Below are 17993 nucleotides of genomic sequence, written 5' to 3'. Positions count from 1 at the left end.
TTATAATGCAATTACAATGAAAAAATATATCTTTCTTTTTTTGATTCAACTATTCACATTTAATACTCTTTTTGGTCTTATTCCGCAAGGTTTAGCTCCCTCTCCTTCGGAGAGGGTCGGGGAGAGGCTGTCTGGGGAGAGGCTGCACTATACCGGAACCCAACTTTCCAACCCCCGCTACCACGACGGGCAGTTATCTCCCGTCATAGGCGTTCACAATATCCAAGTGATGCGAGCCAACCGTCAGCACCCCGATCCTTCCAATGGGGGAGGGTGGACTTACAATCACCAACCCATGCTTGCCTATTGGAATGGAACTTTCTATATGCAATACCTTTCGGATGTAGCCGATGAACACATACCTCCTTCACAAACCTTGTTAATGACTTCGAAGGATGGATATAACTGGTCGAATCCCGATATTATATTCCCTCCTTATAAAGTGCCCGATGGCTTTACCAAACCAGGCAGAGAGGATAAAGCAAAAGATCTGATAGCCATTGCTCACCAACGTGTTGGCTTCTATATATCTAAAGCAGGTAAACTTTATACTATGGGAGCTTACGGCGTAGCTTATGATAAAAAAGATTCCCCCAATGACGGGAACGGTATCGGCCGGGTAATTCGTGAGATTAAAGCCGATGGCACTTACGGTCCTATCCATTTCATCTATTTCAATCATGGCATGAAAGAAAAAGATGCAATTTATCCCTACTACAAAAAAAGCAAAGATAAAGCATTGAAAAAGGCTTGCGAAGAGATCATGAGTAATCCCCTCTACATGATGCAATGGGTAGAAGAAGCCGACCGCAATGATCCTCTGATTCCTCTACATAAAGAATACAGAGCCTTTTCTTATTATACACTTCCCGACGGACGCATTGCCGGCCTTTGGAAACACGCACTTACTTCCATTAGCGAAGATGGCGGTCGCACTTGGGCAGAACCCGTTCTCCGTGCCAAAGGATTTGTGAACAGCAATGCCAAAATCTGGGGACAACGATTAAGCGACGGCATGTATGCCACCGTATACAACCCTTCCGAGTTTCGTTGGCCGTTGGGTATCTCTTTAAGTAAAGACGGATTGGAATATACCACCCTGAATCTTATTCACGGCGAAATCACATCTATGCGCTACGGTGGAAACTATAAATCTTATGGTCCTCAATACGTGCGCGGTATTCTCGAAGGAAACGGAACACCTCCCGATAACGATTTATGGCTTACCTACAGTGTCAACAAAGAAGATATGTGGGTAGCCCATGTGCCGGTTCCTGTAAAGTTGGAAGCTACTTCTCATGTAGAAGATGATTTATCAGCTTATAACAGTCTGGCCGAGATGAGCGAATGGAATATTTATTCTCCGCTATGGGCACCCGTCTCCTTAGAAAAGGAAAATGGTAAGAACTGGCTGACACTGCGAGATAAAGACCCCTTCGACTATGCCAAGGTAGAACGTAAGATTCCTGCTACCCGCGATCTTACTTTTGCTTTCGACATCATGACAGGGCAGAACGATAAAGGTACCCTTCAAATTGAGTTTGTAGATGCAAACAGCATTGCCTGCTCCCATTTGGAGTTTGCCCCCGATGGCTATTTAAAAGCCAAGTACGGCTACCGTAGTTCTAATATGATGAGCTATGAACCAGGCAAAACTTACCACATAGAAGCTGTAATCTCCGTAGAGAATCGCAACATCACCGTGTATGCCGATGGAAAGAAAGTAGGCTTGCGTATGCTATATGCCCCCGTGCAATCCATTGAACGAGTAGTGTTCCGCACAGGAGAGGTACGCGACTTTCCTACACCCGAAACCCCTACCGATCCTGATTACGATTTGGAAAATGCAGGAGAGCAAGACCCGGAAAGCTGGTATCGCCTCACCAATTTCAAATCTTCTTCGGCCGATAAAGACGCTACTGCCGCCGTATTGAGATATGCAGACTTTGCTCACTATGCCGATTATTTCAACCGGATGGAAGATGAAAACATTATTCAGGCTATCCCTAATTCTGAATCTTCGGCCTGGATGGAGCAAAACATTCCGTTGTTTGAATGTCCGCAACAGAACTTCGAAGAAATGTATTATTATCGCTGGTGGAATCTGCGCAAGCATATAAAGCATACACCTGTAGGTTATGGAATGACAGAGTTTCTGGTAAACCGTTCTTATGCAGATAAATACAACCTGATAGCCTGTGCCATCGGGCATCATATTTATGAAAGCCGTTGGTTGCGTAATCGCGATTATCTGGATCAGATTATTCGCACTTGGTATCGCGGCAATGAAGGCAAGCCGATGGCTAAAATGATGAACTTCAGTTCCTGGAATGTCGATGCTATACTCAACCGCTACCTGGTAGACGGAAACAAAGATTTCCTTTTAGATATGAAGAATGATTTGGAAGCAGAGTACCTGCGTTGGGAAAGTACACACCGCTTACCAAACGGACTCTACTGGCAAGGCGATGTACAAGATGGTATGGAAGAATCCATCAGCGGAGGAAGACGCAAGAAGTACGCCCGCCCCACCATCAACAGCTACATGTATGGAAATGCCAAAGCTTTATATAAAATAGGTGTATTATCAGGCGATGAAGGCATGGCTATGACTTACAGCATGAAAGCCGATACCCTGAAACACCATATAGAAGAACGTTTGTGGAATGCACCCCGCGAGTTTTTCGAAACCATGCGTACCGATTCATTTTCCAATGCGCGCGAAGCCATCGGTTATATCCCCTGGTATTTTAATCTTCCCGATGCCGGCAAATACGATGCAGCCTGGAAACAAATCATGGAAGAAGGCGGCTTTTCTGCTCCCTACGGTTTGACTACCGCAGAACGTCGTCACCCCGAATTCCGTACCCGTGGCGTAGGCAAGTGCGAGTGGGACGGGGCTATCTGGCCTTTTGCCTCTGCTCAAACCCTAACAGCCATGGCTAATTTTATGAACAACTATCCGCAAACCGTGCTGACTGACAGTGTTTATTTCCGTCAGATGGAGCTTTATGTAGAATCGCAATATCACCGCGGTCGTCCTTATATCGGTGAGTACTTAGATGAAGTAACCGGATACTGGCTGAAAGGAGATCAGGAAAGATCGCGCTACTATAATCATTCTACCTTTAATGATTTGATTATAACAGGATTGGTAGGTCTTCGTCCGCGTATGGATAATGCGTTGGAAGTTAATCCGCTTATCCCCGAAGGAAAATGGGATTGGTTCTGTTTGGATAATGTTCTGTATCACGGACATAACATCACCATCCTTTGGGATAAAGACGGCACCCGCTATTATCGCGGTAAAGGATTGCGTGTGTATGTAGATGGTAGGGAAGTGGGGCATGCCGAAAGGCTTTCTAAATTGGTGTGTGAGTCATTTTGCCCTTAAATTTGCAGATGGATTGCAAAAAAAGCATATAAGCTATCGTTTTTTTATTCTTTTATCTGTTACTTTGCAATAACAATAGCAGATTTAAGCAATGATTATAAATTTCTACGTTCAAAATTTTGGTTCAATAAAAGATAGGCAGACATTATCTTTTGAGGCTGATAAATCAAAGCATTTAGAAGATTATTATGTCTTTCAGGTAAACGAAAATCTTCGTTTATTGAAGATGGCGCTTATTTATGGCTCAAATGCCTCGGGGAAAACAATGATATTGAGGGCGTTACAATTTTTGAAAGAATTAGTATTGCTTCCCTTAGAAAAGAAAACTGAACCATTAGATTTTGAACCTTTTCTTTTTGATGAAAATACCCCCCATGAAAATACAATTCTGGGGATAGAGTTTATTCAAGCAAGGGTACGCTATGAATATGAAGTGGAATTTAATCAAAAAACGATAATAAAGGAAGAACTTTATAATTATAATCCGCATAAAGCCAATGTTTTTAAACGTACAACAGATATAGAGAAACAATTCTCTCAAATAACTTTTGGAGGAAAAATAAAAGGAAATTCTATCTTTAAGAAAACGTTAGAGGCAAATACATTATGGAATAATACTGTAATAGGAGGCTTTCTAAAAACAAATATAGAATCTAAAGAACTAACAGATGTAAAAAACTGGTTTGATAATTATTTGAGCCCTTTGATATTTCCTGAAACCAATTTGGAGAATGCAGCAACAACTGTGGCTGGAGAATTAAATTCTGTGAAGAATACTATTATTCAGATTTTAAAGAAAGCTGATTTTAACATATCTGATGTCTTAATTAAAAAAGAGGATGCTGATGTTGAATTAAAATTTGAACATACTATAAAAGGAAAACAATATTTGCTTCCTTTTGAGTATGAATCGAGAGGGACTAAACGTTATTATATGTTTGCATTACTATTAAATGCATTGATAACTTTACCTGTAGGGATTCCTATTGATGAAATAGATTCATCATTACACCCCGATCTGTTTGAACATTTTTTGATTACCTTTTTATTGAACTCTCAACAATCTCAATTGATAGCCACTACTCATAATCGGGAAATATTAAATAATCGGGATTTATTTAGAAATGATGCTATCTGGATTGTAGATCGTACGGAGGAATGTTCTACTGAATTATATTCGCTGGTTGACTTTGATACTTCTGTGATAAGAAATACGAGTAATATTTACAATGCCTATAAAGCAGGTAAATTTGGTGGAGTGCCTAATTTAGGAGACAATTACATAGAAAAAGAAAGTAATGAGAAGGGCTAAAACAATCATACGTCCAGTTAAAACAACATTCGCATTCTTGGTAGATGGGGATTGTGAATATTGGTATATACAGTTGTTGAAGCGCAATGAACAGAATCTGAAAGTAGATTTGAAACCTGAAATACCACAACGCAAAGAACTATCAGACTTATATATGAAAGCCAAAGAATTATCGAAAGATTACACGAAAGTTTTTTGGATTGTAGATTTTGATGTAATACAAAAGGAAACACGGGAAACCCCAAAGGGAAAGAAAACTCCAATGCAATATTTTAAAGAGTATTATGCTGATTTACGGAGTAATTATGAAAATGTTATTGTTATTATTAATAATCCATGTTTGGAATATTGGTATTTATTACATTTTGTAAAAACAACTCGTCATTATGAAAAATATGATTCTCTAAAACCTGATCTTAGAAAATATCTTCCGAATTATGATAAGTCTCAAAAGTACTATATGCAAAAGGATGATATTTATAAGAAGCTAAAGCCCTTTTTACCGGCTGCTATTGCAAATGCAAAAAGTACGAATACATTTGAAGTGAATAATCCTTGTGGAATCGCTCAAATGCATTTGTTTTATGATACGGAAATTAACTCAAAGAAGATCATTGAGATGCTTTTTTAATTGATAATAGTAGGTACATTTTTCCCGTTTTCTCGTCTTGTAATAAAATGAAAATACTTTTATAGAGTTAATTTCACATCATTAATATGAATAGATTTTTATGGGTACTCCTTTCTATGTATTTCTCGTTACAACTCCAAGCCAAAGGAATTGTAATAGATAAGCTTACTACCGAACTGCAAGATGGATTTGCCATTGTGGATAATACCTACCCCCGTTTAAGCTGGACAATGAAGTCTGATGAGAATGGCACACGTCAAACCGCTTATGAAATAGAGATTCGGGAAGCTCACACAAATAGAGAAGTATGGAACTCGGGTAAAGTGATATCTTCCCAAAATCATTTAGTGCCAACTGACGGGGCTGCCTTTCGGGCAATTTACAGTCACTATAGATATACATGGCGTGTTCGTGTATGGGACGAGGTCGATACTCCTTCTTCATGGAGCGAGGAAGTTGCTTTTCGTATCGTCACAGGACAGGAGTTAAATAACTGTGAATGGGTTGGAGTCATTACTCGAAAAGATGCCAATCTGCCTGAAGGACGAAAGTTTCATGGAACAGAACTAAAGAAGCCCGAAGTAAAAGCAGCCTGGGATGCAGTAGACTCTTTATCGAGAAAAAGCATTTGTTTGCGTAAAGCTTTTGCTATTCAAAAAGACATAATAGAAGCAACCGTTTTTATTTGTGGCTTGGGTAATTATGAACTCTCCTTCAACGGAAAGAAAGTGGGAGATAGTGAGTTTGCTCCCCTATGGAGTGATTTTGATAAGACAGTTTATTATAATGTATATGATGTTACCGGCTTTATAAAGAAAGGAGAGAATACAACAGGTGTACTGCTTGGCAATGGCTTTTATAATGTACAGGGAGGTCGATACACCAAATTAAAGATTAGCTTTGGCCCTCCTACACTCTCATTTAAGCTATTGATAAACTATACAGATGGCACAAGTGAAGAAATAAAATCGGGAGCCGACTGGAAGTACAGCCTTAGTCCCCTTACCTTTAATTGTATATACGGAGGCGAAAACTACGATGCCCGCCTGGAACAAAAAGGGTGGAACAAACCCGGATTTGATGATTCGGAATGGCTCCCCGTTGTTGTTCAGGAAGCCCCTAAAGGAAAGCTGCGTCCGCAACAAACCACCCCTGTGAAGATTATGGAGCGTTACGACATCCAAAAGGTAACCAAGCTGACTCCCGATCAAGTGATATCTGCTACCAAAACAATCAAGCGCACAGTGGATCCTTCTGCCTTTGTGTTGGATATGGGGCAGAACTTAGCAGGCTTTCCGGAGATTACCGTAAAAGGAAAGAAAGGACAAACCGTAACTTTACTTGTTGGAGAATCTCTTACCGAAGAAGGCGCTGTTAATCAACGTCAAACAGGACGCCAGCATTACTATCAATATACCTTAAAAGGAGACGGAGAAGAAACCTGGCATCCCAGATTCTCTTATTACGGATTTCGGTATATTCAGGTAGAAGGAACTGTACTAAAAGGGAAAAAGAATCCGCAGAACTTACCTGTATTAAAGAAGATTCAGTCCTGTTTTATCTATAACTCAGCCCCTAAAGTTTCTACTTTCGAAACCTCCAATCAGTTGTTTAATGATACTCATCGACTGATAGAGAAAGCTGTACGCAGCAATATGCAATCTGTTTTCACTGATTGTCCCCATCGCGAAAAGCTCGGTTGGTTGGAACAAACTCACCTGAATGGTCCGGGATTACTCTATAACTACGACTTGAGGACTTATATTCCTAAGATTATGCAGGATATGGCAGATGCTCAGATGCCTAACGGTGCCATGCCTACTACGGCCCCTCAATATGTTATCTTTGACGGGCCAGGGTTAGAACCTTTTGCCGAATCGCCCGAGTGGGGGAGTGCATTAGTGATTCTTCCATTTATGTATTATGAGTTTTATGGAGACGATTCGCTGATTACAAAGTACTTTCACAATATGCGCAGTTATGTGGATTATCTGACTTCGCGTGCTGATAACCACATCGTTTCTTTTGGACTGGGAGATTGGTATGACTATGGAGACTTCAAAGCCGGATTCTCGCGCAATACCCCTGTGGCATTGGTAGCCACTGCTCATTATTATATGGCTATTGAGTGTGTGCGAAAGGCGAGTTCGATAGTTGGTAATCAGTTTGATAAGAATTACTACATGAAACTGGCACAAAAAGTAAAGGATGCCTTTAATGAGAAATTCTTGAATGTTGAAACATCTCAATATGGTACAGGCAGCCAGTGTAGTAATGCTTTGCCTCTTTTCCTGAATATGGTTGACTTCAAACGAGTGAAAGGCTCCGAAGTCTTACAGAACTTAGTGACAGACATAGAAGCTCATGGAAATCGTTTAACTACAGGCGATGTTGGCAATCGGTATCTGTTTCAGTCGCTGGCTCGCAATGGTTATAATGAATTGATGTATAAGATGTTCAATCACTATGAAGCACCAGGCTATGGCTTTCAACTTAAATTTGGTGCAACCACGCTGACTGAACAGTGGGACCCTCGTCAAGGCTCATCCTGGAATCACTTTATGATGGGACAAATAGATGAGTGGTTCTTTCATTCACTGGCGGGTATTGAAAGCGATTCGAATGAAAAAGGCTTTAAGAAGATCCGGATTCGTCCTAACGCTGTAGGAGATCTTACCTCTGTAAAAGCTTCTACCGCAACTCCTTATGGAGAAGTGAAAGTCTCTTGGAAACGATCAGGGAATAACTTCACCATGGATGTTTATGTTCCCGTAAATACCACAGCGAAAGTATATGTGCCCGGTAAAAAAGAACCCGAAGAAGTGGGCAGTGGTCATTATACATTCCAATCTCAACTTGAGTAGATATTAATTCGTTCATAATTTAAACCTACATAAAAATGAAATTAAAATCAATCCTCTTATTACTCGTTTGTTTTTGTGCTGCAACAACCCTGCGCGCCGAGCGTGTCGACATGTTGAAAGCAGGAGCAAAAGCAGACGGAAAAACCTTGAATACCAAACTAATAAACGCTACCATCGAACGTTTGAATAAAGCAGGTGGTGGTACTCTTTTCTTCCCTGCGGGAAAATACCTCACAGGCCCTATTGTGATGAAAAGCAATATCACTCTGGATATAGAAGCCGGAGCCACTATCATGTTCTCCGATAACTTCGACCATTACCTCCCCTTTGTAGAAATGCGTTACGAAGGAGTGGTGATGAAAAGCTTCTCTCCATTAATCTATGCCGTTGATTGCGAAAACATCACCATCAAAGGAGAAGGAACCCTCGACGGACAAGGCAAAGCCTGGTGGATGGAAATTTATCGCGTAGAAGTTGATATCAAAGACAATGGAAAGCGCGATCTGAATAAATATCAACCATTATGGGACAAATCGAATGATACCAAAGCCTTGTATGCCCAAACCAACGCTGATTATGTGAGAACGCTCGAACGTCGTTTCTTCCGTCCTCCTTTTATTCAGCCTATTCGCTGCAAGAATGTGCGCATCGAAGGCGTGAAGATTCGGAATTCTCCTTTCTGGACGGTAAACCCGGAGTTCTGCGATAATGTAACAGTGAAAGGAATAACCATTCATAACGATCCTTCTCCCAATACAGACGGCATCAACCCAAGTTCTTGCCGTAATGTACACATCAGCGATTGCCATATCTCGGTGGGAGATGATTGTATTACCATCAAATCCGGTCGCGACTTACAGGGACGCAACTACGGGGTACCTTGCGAGAATATCACCATTACCAATTGTACCATGCTATCAGGACATGGAGGCGTAGTAATAGGAAGCGAGGTCAGTGGCAGCGTTCGGAAGGTAACCATCAGCAATTGTGTGTTCGATGGAACCGATCGCGGTATTCGCCTGAAAGCTACACGTGGCCGCGGAGGAATTGTAGAAGGAATCCGTGTGAGCAACATTGTAATGAGCAATATTAAGAAGGAAGCAGTGATTCTGGATTTGAAGTATAGCAACATGCCGCAGGAAGAAGTAACAGAACGTACTCCCATCTTCCGCAATATCCATATCTCAGGATTAACAGGGATGGATGTAAATATACCTATTTATATCCGTGGGTTGGAAGAATCTCCTATTACGGATATCACCTTACGCGATATTAATATGAATAGCAAGCAAAAGCCAACTTTTGAAAACTACGAGCGTATTAAGTTGAGCGATGTGATTATTAATGATAAAGAAGTGACTTTAGAATAATATTTTATGTGTACTTAATGGATAGATACGCGGAAAAAGCGGAATGAGCGGATGAACACGGAATTTTATTTTTCTTTTCCGCGTGTTTCCGCTCATTCTGCTTTTTCCGCGTACCTATTCATTTTATTATAAAAGTAGATAACAAAACATTCGTAATATGAGAAAAAGTATTCTTTTATCCCTCTGTTTAAGTAGCTCGCTACTCCTGATAGCCCAAACCCTCACCGTCGAAAACCAATTCGTCCGCCCCTTAAGCGATGTCCTTAACGAAATCTCTACCCGTTTCAACGTTCGCCTTAAATACGACATTGATACCATAGGTAAAATACTTCCTTATGCCGACTTTCGCATTCGCCCTTATTCCGCCGAAGAATCATTAACCAACGTACTTGCTTACTTCGATTACAAATTCGTAAAGCAAGGCAATAACGTATATAAACTAAAATCTTACGAATACCCCCGCCGTATCGACGAAGACGGAAAAAAGATGTTAGCCTACCTCAATACATTATACAAAGACCAGGCAAGTTGGGAAGCCCGCAAAGCCCTCCTTCGTTCCGAAGTACGCGAGAAGTTGGGCATCGACACCATTCTTAAACAAAGAGTGAATACCAAACCGATTCTTTCCAAAGTTCGTAAGTTCGATGGCTATACCGTTCAGAATATAGCATTGGAAACCCTGCCGGGTTTATATGTCTGCGGTTCCATCTATACCCCTGCCAAGAAAGGAAAACATCCCGTTATTATTTGCCCGAACGGACATTTCGGCGACGGCCGTTACCGCAAAGACCAACAACAACGCATGGCCACCCTCGCCCGTATGGGAGCAGTTTGTGTAGACTACGATCTGTTTGGATGGGGAGAATCCGAACTGCAAGTAGGAGGTGTGGCTCACCGTTCCAGTGCCGCCCATATTATCCAAGCCATGAACGGATTATCGTTACTGGATTATATACTTACCCGTAAAGACATTGATGCAACTCGCATTGGTGCCAATGGAGGCTCAGGCGGAGGTTCGCAGGTAGTGTTGTTAACCGTATTGGACAATCGTTTTACTGCTGCTGCCCCCATAGTAAGTCTTGCCTCTCATTTCGATGGTGGTTGCCCTTGCGAGAGTGGCATGCCCATTTCTTTAGCAGGCAGAGGCACCAATAATGCCGAACTGATGGCTATGTTTGCCCCACAACCTTTATTGGTTGTTTCGGATGGCAAAGACTGGACTGCCAGCGTGCCTACCCTCGAATATCCTTATCTGCAACGCATCTATGGCTTTTATAATGCCACCGATAAAGTAAGTAATGTGCATCTTCCCCAAGAAGGACATGACTTTGGCCCCAACAAACGAAATGCCGTATATGATTTCTTTGCCGATGTCTTCCAATTAGATAAGAAGATGATCGACGAAGACAAAGTAACCATCGAACCCCAAAGTGCTTTACTCAGCTTCGGAAAGAAAGGCGAGTTGATGCCTGAAAACGCCATTCGTTCCTTCAATGATGTAGCCGTTTACTTTGATAAGAAACTCTATTCCAACCTTAAATCAGATGCCGGATTGGAAAAGAAAGCAACCGATTGGGTAGCAAGCCTGCAATTGGAGAACGAAAAAGATGCCTCTTTTGTACGCACATTGATTTATAATCACCTTCGTCAGGTACGCGATTGGCATAATGATCATCCTTATACCACCATACCCGAAGGCATTAACCCTGCTACGGGCAATAAGCTCAGTAAGTTAGATCGGGAAATGATAGCCGATTCTGCCATGCCCAAAGAAGTACATGATAAATTGATGAACGGTCTGCGTCGTGCCTTAACCGAAGAACAGGTAGAGCAAATCTTAGATAAATATACCGTAGGCAAAGTGGCTTTTACACTCAAAGGATATCAGGCAATCGTTCCTGATTTAACAGCCGAAGAAGAGTCAATCATCATCGGTCACTTAAAAGAAGCACGGGAGAAAGCCATTGATTATAAGAATATGAAGCAAATCTCTGCTATCTTCGAAATTTACAAAACCAAGTGCGAACAATACCTGAATAATAACGGGCGTAACTGGCGACAGTTGTTTAAGGATTATGTAAATAAGCGGAATGCGGAGAAAGCAGCGGGGAAGAAATAAATTACCCCCTCCGCCCTTTGGGCACCTCCCCCTTGCAGGGGAGGAATTCCTGCGGCATCGACTCCTCCCCTGCAAGGGGGAGGTGCCCAAAGGGCGGAGGGGGACTTTCTCATATTATGAATTAATTTTGAATACCTACTTCTATTATTAAACTGCAAGCATTTACCCCGACAGGGGTAATATGTGCATAACCCCTCTCGGGGTGACTGCTAAGATATGAACTAATTCTGAATACTTACTTAGTATAAATTGTAGACATTACCACTCACTCCAAATTCAACGTCCGTTGAAATCCGTTGCAACAAAAGAAAAGAATATAAAAGAAAAGAGAAGAAAACAACAACAACAACAACAAAGTTACTACTGCTGTTGTTGGAAATGAAAATAGTAGCAGTAGAAAAGAAACACTTCATTTAATGTAAAAGAACCTTCATTTGTTCCGAAAGAAGTATTCTTTTCCACTGGAAGAAGTGTTCTTTTCATAAGATGAATACTTTATCTCGCAATTTGCGCTTGTTTGACGCAATTCATCCATTCAATTTATTTTCTGTTTAGTACCTTTGCCTTAGAATAATTATAAAATCGTACTTTTGCGTTGAACTTTAAAAACAGCATCATGAAGAAGAACTTATGGCTATTATTAATCATACTGGGAGGGCTGGCCTCGGCTTGTCAACCGGGTAAAAAGAATGTAAATATGGACGGTAAAGAAACAAAATTGCGTATTGAAACAAGCATGGGCGATATCATAGTTATGCTTTATGATGAAACCCCTAAACACAGAGATAACTTTATTAAACTGGCTAAAGAAAGTGTATATAACGGCACGCTTTTCCATAGAGTGATAAAAGACTTTATGATACAAGCAGGAGATCCTGAATCGAAAAAAGCAGAAAAAGGTGCTATGTTGGGTACGGGCGATGTGGGCTATACCATTCCTGCCGAATTTGTTTACCCTCAATATTTCCATAAGAAAGGAGCTCTTTCGGCTGCCAGACAAGGAGATCAGATTAATCCGGAGAAAGCATCATCAGGTTGTCAGTTTTATATTGTAACCGGTAAGGTGTACAATGATTCTACGTTGTTAGATATGGAGCAACAAATGAATCAGGGAAAACTGAATACCATCTTTAACTCATTGGCATATAAGCGGATGGACGAAATCCGTAAGATGCAGAATGAAAAAGACCAGGACGGATTATATGCCCTTCAGGAAGAACTTTTTGCAGAAGCCGAGGCGGAAGCAGCCCAACAACCCGATTTTAAATTTACACCGGAACAAATTGAAGCATATTCTACCGTAGGCGGAAGCCCTCACCTGGATGGCGAGTACACCGTATTTGGCGAAGTTTTGGATGGACTGGATGTTATTGATAAAATCCAAAAGGTAAAAACAGATCGCAATGATCGTCCGGAAGAAGACGTGAAAATAAAGAAAGTAGTTGTACTGTAAATGAATATTCAAAAACATACATTGTCCAATGGTCTGCGGCTTGTACACTTTCAGGATACAAGTACGCAGATGGTGGCAATGAATATCATCTATAATGTAGGAGCGAGAGATGAACATCCCGATCATACAGGCTTTGCACATCTCTTTGAGCATTTGATGTTTGGTGGTTCCGTCAATATACCCGATTACGACGAACCTTTGCAACTGGCAGGTGGCGAGAATAATGCATGGACAAACAACGATATCACCAATTACTACTTAACCATTCCGAAACAGAATGTAGAGATAGGATTCTGGCTCGAATCGGATCGTATGCTTAGCTTGGCCTTCGACGAAAAGAGCCTGGAAGTGCAGCGCGGAGTGGTGATGGAAGAGTTTAAACAGCGTTGTTTGAATCAACCTTATGGAGATGTAGGGCATATACAGCATGAAATGGCCTATAAAGTACATCCCTATCGCTGGCCTACCATCGGGAAGGAACTATCGCATATCGCTCAGGCAACGATGGAGGAGGTAAAAGACTTCTTTTATCGTTTCTACGCGCCCAACAATGCAATATTAGCAGTTACAGGCAATATCGATTTTGAAGAAGCAGTAGCACTAACCGAGAAGTGGTTTGGCCCTATTCCGCGCAGAGACGTACAGGTAAGAAACCTGCCACAAGAACCTGTGCAAACAGAACAACGAAGGTTAACGGTAGAAAGGAATGTACCTCTTGATTCGCTATTTATGAGTTTCCATATATCTGATCGTTTAAGCCCGGATTATCATGCTTTTGATATGTTGTCGGATATATTAAGCAACGGTCGGTCTGGCAGACTTAAGCAGAGGTTGGTACAAGAAAAGCGGATCTTTTCGGGCATCGACGCTTACATTTCCGGTAGCCTTGATGCAGGATTGTTTTATATCGTAGGTAAACCGGTTTCCGGTATCTCGTTAGAACAGGCCGAAGAAGCTGTTTGGAATGAATTGAATCTGCTCCATCAAGAGCTGATTGAAACGCAGGAACTGGATAAAGTAAAGAATAAATTTGAGTCTACCTGGATATTTGGAAATACCAGTTACTTGAATATTGCTACTAACTTGGCATGGTTCGAACTAATTACTCGTGCAGAAGATATGTTGCATGAGGTAGATAAATATCGTGCAATAACAGCCGAACAATTGCAACGCGTAGCTACTGAAACCTTTATTCCGGAGAACAGTTGCATTCTATATTATAAACATGAAACTAATTGAAGCATACAAAGGGCATTATAAAGCATTATTGCAGCTTGGGCTACCTATTGTTGTAGGGCAGTTAGGAATGATTATTCTCAGTTTTGCTGATACTTTGATGATTGGACATCATGGTACCGACGAACTGGCTGCTGCTTCTTTTGTTAATAATATGTTTAATCTTGTTATTATTTTCAGTACCGGCTTTTCTTACGGATTGACTCCCATTGTAGGGGGGCTCTTTGGAAGAGGAGAACTCAGAGAGGCAGGCGGAGCTTTAAAGTGTAGCTTATTTGCCAATCTGCTGATAGGTGTTTTTGTAACTGTGATAATGACGGGCTTGTATTTTAATGTAGAGCGTTTGGGGCAGCCGCGGGAATTAATCCCTTTAATAAAACCTTATTACCTGGTTTTGCTGGCTTCCTTACTATTCGTATCCTTGTTTAATGCCTTTAAACAATTTACGGATGGAATTATGGATACACGTACTTCCATGTGGATATTGTTAAGCGGAAATGTGTTGAATATTGTAGGCAACTGGATACTTATTTACGGTAAATTCGGGTTTCCGGAATTAGGACTTCTGGGAGCCGGTTTAAGCACACTGTTTGCCCGCATCATCATGCTTCTGGTCTTTATTCTGATATTTGCCAAAAGTGCGCGATTCTTAAAATACCGAGAAGGATTTAAGCAGATTAAATTTTCCAAAACATTATTCCGCCGCTTAAATGAGTTAGGTTGGCCTGTTTCACTACAAATGGGAATGGAAACTGCCTCTTTCAGTTTAAGCACCATTATGATAGGATGGTTAGGCACTATTGCACTGGCGTCTCATCAGGTAATGCTTACCATCTCCACCCTCGCTTTTATGATTTACTATGGTATGGGTGCAGCGATAGCCATTAGGGTGAGCAACTTCCGCGGGCAAGACGATTGGGTAAATGTACGGCGGTCTGCTTATGCAGGGGCGCATATTATTTTAGTGATGGCCGTTTTCTTCTGTATTTTCCTTTATTCTTTAAGATATCAATTAGGAGGCTGGTTTACAGATAGCGAAGATGTAACAGCAACTGTGGTAACATTAATGATTCCGATGCTTCTCTATCAGTTTGGCGACGGAATGCAGATTGCCTTTGCCAATGCCCTTCGGGGAATCTCTGATGTAAAACCAATGATGATCATAGCTTTTATCGCTTACTTTATTATTTCGCTACCCGTAGGTTATCTGTTGGGCTTTGTGGTAGGTTGGGGAGCTTTCGGTGTATGGATGGCATTTCCTTTCGGATTAACAAGTGCGGCTATGATGCTTTGGCTAAGATTTAGAAAACAAACGAAAAAATATATTTAAGACATTGAATACTTCGGATCGTTTCACCAAGATTAAAGTAGCCCTCGGATACCTCTTGCTACTTATTATTTTATTTCTATCTCTGTGTTTTATTCGTAGAGAAATGGAAGAGCTTTCGCGTATAGATACCGAGCAAGTTATGAAAGGCGACAGCCTGCTGAATCTGATCAAAGAAAAAGATGAGACTGTAGTTCAGATGCTTCGTTCATTGACGAAAGCCAATGAAGAATTAATCTCTATGGAAGAGGTGAATAGATTATTCGAACTAAAGAATATGATAATCTCTCAGAAGGATGTGACGAAACGGACGGTGGCCAAGCAAGATACAATAGTTGATCCGGTGAATAAGAAAGGATTCTTCAAGCGGTTGTCCGAAGTATTTGTGCCTCCAAAGGATTCAACCAAGCGTGCACAACAAGAGATAGAGTATATCAATGATACGGTATTACAGGTTTATAATCCGGTAGAGGAATTGCAACAGCAATTAGAGGAGATTACTAAACAAAGAACAGCAACCTACAAACGGGCTGTTCGGAATAATGAGCGATTGAGAGAAATAAACCGGATACTGACAAACCGACTTGATACGTTGATTAATGCTTATGAAGAGGAAATGGTAGCGCAAATGCAATCGGAAGAGGAAGTACACCAAGATGTGCACTACCGATCCGGGCGTGCCATTGCATGGATAGCTATGGGTGCTGTACTTCTATCGGTGATTTTCTTGTTCATAATCTGGAGAGATATTACCCGTAGCAACCGATATAAACGTCAGTTGGAAGAAGCAAGAGCTCGTGCAGAAGAATTACTTCAAGCGCGCGAAAAGTTGATGCTAACCATTACTCATGACTTTAAAGCTCCTTTGGGCTCTATTATAGGATATGCCGAATTACTTTCCCGTTTGGTGAAGGATGAACGTGAACAGTTCTACCTCAACAATATGAAAAGCTCTTCGCAACACCTGTTAAAGCTGGTCAATGATTTGCTCGATTTCCATAAGCTCGACCTCAATAAAACAGAAGTAAACCAAGTGAGCTTTAATCCGGCGCAATTGTTCGAAGAAGTCAGAGTTAGCTTTGAACTGCTGGCCAAGCAGAAAGGACTCCGGTTGGAACTTGAAACCGATCCTGCTTTAGATGATAGATATATAGGCGATCCTTTGCGTATTCGTCAGATCGTTAACAACTTATTATCCAATGCCATTAAGTTTACAGAAAAAGGAAAAGTATCCTTAATTACGAGTTGCCGCGAACTCGAACTGATTATTCAGGTTAAAGATACAGGCAAGGGTATGAAGCAGGAAGATAAAGAACGAATCTTCCAGGAATTTACTCGCCTTCCCGGAGCACAAGGAGAAGAAGGAGTGGGACTTGGCCTGTCTATTGTAAATAAGCTGGTGCAATTGTTGGAAGGTACCATTAAGGTGGAAAGTACCGAAGGAAAGGGCAGTGTATTCACAGTCAGTATACCGCTTTGCCCTGCTGCCGAAGGTGCAGAGCCGAAAGAGCAAGAAGACGAAAAGGCTACACTTGCCGTATTAGAGAAACCGATGAAAGTTTTGTTGATTGATGATGATAAACTCCAATTGGATATGACTGCCGCTATGTTGCAACAGCAAGGAGTAACAACCGTTTGTTGTCAACAATTGGAAGAGTTGATAGAGCAACTTCGGTATGATACTTTTGATATATTGCTAACCGATGTTCAGATGCCTGCTATTAATGGATTTGATTTATTAAAGCTATTGCGTGCATCTAATATTCAACAAGCCAAACACATTCCGGTGGTGGCTGTTACTGCCCGTAGCGAAATGAGCGAAGCCGATTTTGTAGCTCATGGATTTGTGGCAAGGCTGAATAAACCTTTCTCTCTGAAAGACTTAATGCAAGTACTTGGTAAACAAATCGTTCGGGAAGAAAAGAGTAGTGGAAATACAACATCAGAACAAACATTAGATTTTACTCCTCTTACTGCTTTCTCGGGAGGCGATCCGGAAGCTGCACGTTCTTTCATCCTTTCTTTTATAGTCGAAACGCAAAAGAATATAGAGAGAATGAAACAGGCGCTTCAGCAGAAAGATGTGAATGGAATTGCAAATATGGCGCATAAGTTATTGCCATTGTTTACGTTGATAAATGCCACTCAATTAGTACCGTTGCTAAATGAGCTGGAAGCTTCGCGCGACACTCCATTTACTCCTGAAATAAAGCATAAAACCCAATTAGTAATAGAAGGCGTTGGAAATGTGTTAATTTTAGCTGAACAAGAAGTAGGATAAGGTTGT

At 41.2% G+C, this 17993-nt stretch carries 11 protein-coding genes; 10 read left to right on the top strand and 1 reads right to left on the bottom strand.

Translation table 11 applies throughout. The annotated features are described in order from the left end of the window. The first annotated feature begins 16 nt into the window (after positions 1-16). The 6 genes from D0T60_RS02170 to D0T60_RS02145 all read left to right on the top strand — a co-directional run bounded on the left by D0T60_RS02170 (position 17) and on the right by D0T60_RS02145 (position 11690). On the top strand, positions 17-3394 hold the full coding sequence (locus D0T60_RS02170) for an MGH1-like glycoside hydrolase domain-containing protein (RefSeq protein WP_239059479.1): 3378 nt from the start codon (positions 17-19) through the stop codon (positions 3392-3394). 91 nt (positions 3395-3485) lie between these two features. Next, positions 3486-4706: an ATP/GTP-binding protein gene (locus D0T60_RS02165; protein ID WP_163216502.1), complete on the top strand. Its 1221-nt coding sequence runs from the start codon at positions 3486-3488 to the stop codon at positions 4704-4706. Next, positions 4693-5337: an RloB domain-containing protein gene (locus tag D0T60_RS02160; protein ID WP_163216501.1), complete on the top strand. Its 645-nt coding sequence runs from the start codon at positions 4693-4695 to the stop codon at positions 5335-5337. Before D0T60_RS02165 ends, D0T60_RS02160 begins: the two co-directional genes overlap by 14 nt. An 86-nt stretch (positions 5338-5423) precedes the next feature. Further along, positions 5424-8201 carry a glycoside hydrolase family 78 protein gene (locus tag D0T60_RS02155; protein WP_163216500.1) on the top strand — a complete coding sequence of 926 codons (2778 nt, stop codon included), beginning with the start codon at positions 5424-5426 and terminating at the stop codon, positions 8199-8201. Between the two features lie 35 nt (positions 8202-8236). Further along, positions 8237-9571, top strand: coding sequence for a glycoside hydrolase family 28 protein (locus D0T60_RS02150; protein ID WP_163216499.1), 1335 nt, complete (start codon positions 8237-8239; stop codon positions 9569-9571). A 157-nt stretch (positions 9572-9728) separates the two neighbouring features. Further along, the gene (locus D0T60_RS02145; RefSeq protein WP_163216498.1) at positions 9729-11690 is read left to right on the top strand and encodes a DUF3826 domain-containing protein; all 1962 of its coding nucleotides are present in this window, start codon (positions 9729-9731) and stop codon (positions 11688-11690) included. A 360-nt stretch (positions 11691-12050) separates the two neighbouring features. Here D0T60_RS02145 and D0T60_RS18905 read toward each other — a convergent pair whose 3' ends face one another. After that, entirely contained in the window at positions 12051-12173 is a 123-nt protein-coding gene (locus D0T60_RS18905) for a hypothetical protein (RefSeq protein WP_255491551.1), read from the bottom strand. Between the two features lie 133 nt (positions 12174-12306). On the opposite strand from D0T60_RS18905, the gene D0T60_RS02140 reads away from it, so the two are divergent. The 4 genes from D0T60_RS02140 to D0T60_RS02125 are packed head-to-tail and all read left to right on the top strand — an operon-like array spanning position 12307 to position 17987. Next, complete coding sequence (locus D0T60_RS02140; RefSeq protein ID WP_163216497.1) at positions 12307-13143, top strand: peptidylprolyl isomerase; 837 nt, start codon at positions 12307-12309, stop codon at positions 13141-13143. Continuing rightward, positions 13144-14382: a pitrilysin family protein gene (locus D0T60_RS02135; protein ID WP_163216496.1), complete on the top strand. Its 1239-nt coding sequence runs from the start codon at positions 13144-13146 to the stop codon at positions 14380-14382. Continuing rightward, entirely contained in the window at positions 14369-15709 is a 1341-nt protein-coding gene (locus D0T60_RS02130) for an MATE family efflux transporter (protein WP_163216495.1), read from the top strand. Before D0T60_RS02135 ends, D0T60_RS02130 begins: the two co-directional genes overlap by 14 nt. 4 nt (positions 15710-15713) lie before the next feature. Continuing rightward, positions 15714-17987, top strand: a complete 2274-nt coding sequence (locus D0T60_RS02125) for an ATP-binding protein (RefSeq protein ID WP_239059478.1) — start codon at positions 15714-15716, stop codon at positions 17985-17987. The last annotated feature ends 6 nt before the right edge of the window (positions 17988-17993 follow it).

The sequence above is a fragment of the Bacteroides sp. 224 genome (assembly GCF_010500995.1).
Lineage (GTDB): Bacteria > Bacteroidota > Bacteroidia > Bacteroidales > Bacteroidaceae > Bacteroides.
Note: the sequence above shows the minus strand (reverse complement) of the source record. Positions and strands in the feature narration are given on the sequence as shown.

Excerpts from the sequence above, each read along its gene's own strand:
- D0T60_RS02170 (WP_239059479.1), top strand. The coding sequence starts at position 17 with ATGAAAAAATATATCTTTCTTTTTTTGATTCAACTATTCACATTTAAT.
- D0T60_RS02165 (WP_163216502.1), top strand. The coding sequence starts at position 3,486 with ATGATTATAAATTTCTACGTTCAAAATTTTGGTTCAATAAAAGATAGG.
- D0T60_RS02160 (WP_163216501.1), top strand. The coding sequence starts at position 4,693 with ATGAGAAGGGCTAAAACAATCATACGTCCAGTTAAAACAACATTCGCA.
- D0T60_RS02155 (WP_163216500.1), top strand. The coding sequence starts at position 5,424 with ATGAATAGATTTTTATGGGTACTCCTTTCTATGTATTTCTCGTTACAA.
- D0T60_RS02150 (WP_163216499.1), top strand. The coding sequence starts at position 8,237 with ATGAAATTAAAATCAATCCTCTTATTACTCGTTTGTTTTTGTGCTGCA.
- D0T60_RS02145 (WP_163216498.1), top strand. The coding sequence starts at position 9,729 with ATGAGAAAAAGTATTCTTTTATCCCTCTGTTTAAGTAGCTCGCTACTC.
- D0T60_RS18905 (WP_255491551.1), bottom strand. The coding sequence starts at position 12,173 with ATGAAAAGAACACTTCTTCCAGTGGAAAAGAATACTTCTTTCGGAACA.
- D0T60_RS02140 (WP_163216497.1), top strand. The coding sequence starts at position 12,307 with ATGAAGAAGAACTTATGGCTATTATTAATCATACTGGGAGGGCTGGCC.
- D0T60_RS02135 (WP_163216496.1), top strand. The coding sequence starts at position 13,144 with ATGAATATTCAAAAACATACATTGTCCAATGGTCTGCGGCTTGTACAC.
- D0T60_RS02130 (WP_163216495.1), top strand. The coding sequence starts at position 14,369 with ATGAAACTAATTGAAGCATACAAAGGGCATTATAAAGCATTATTGCAG.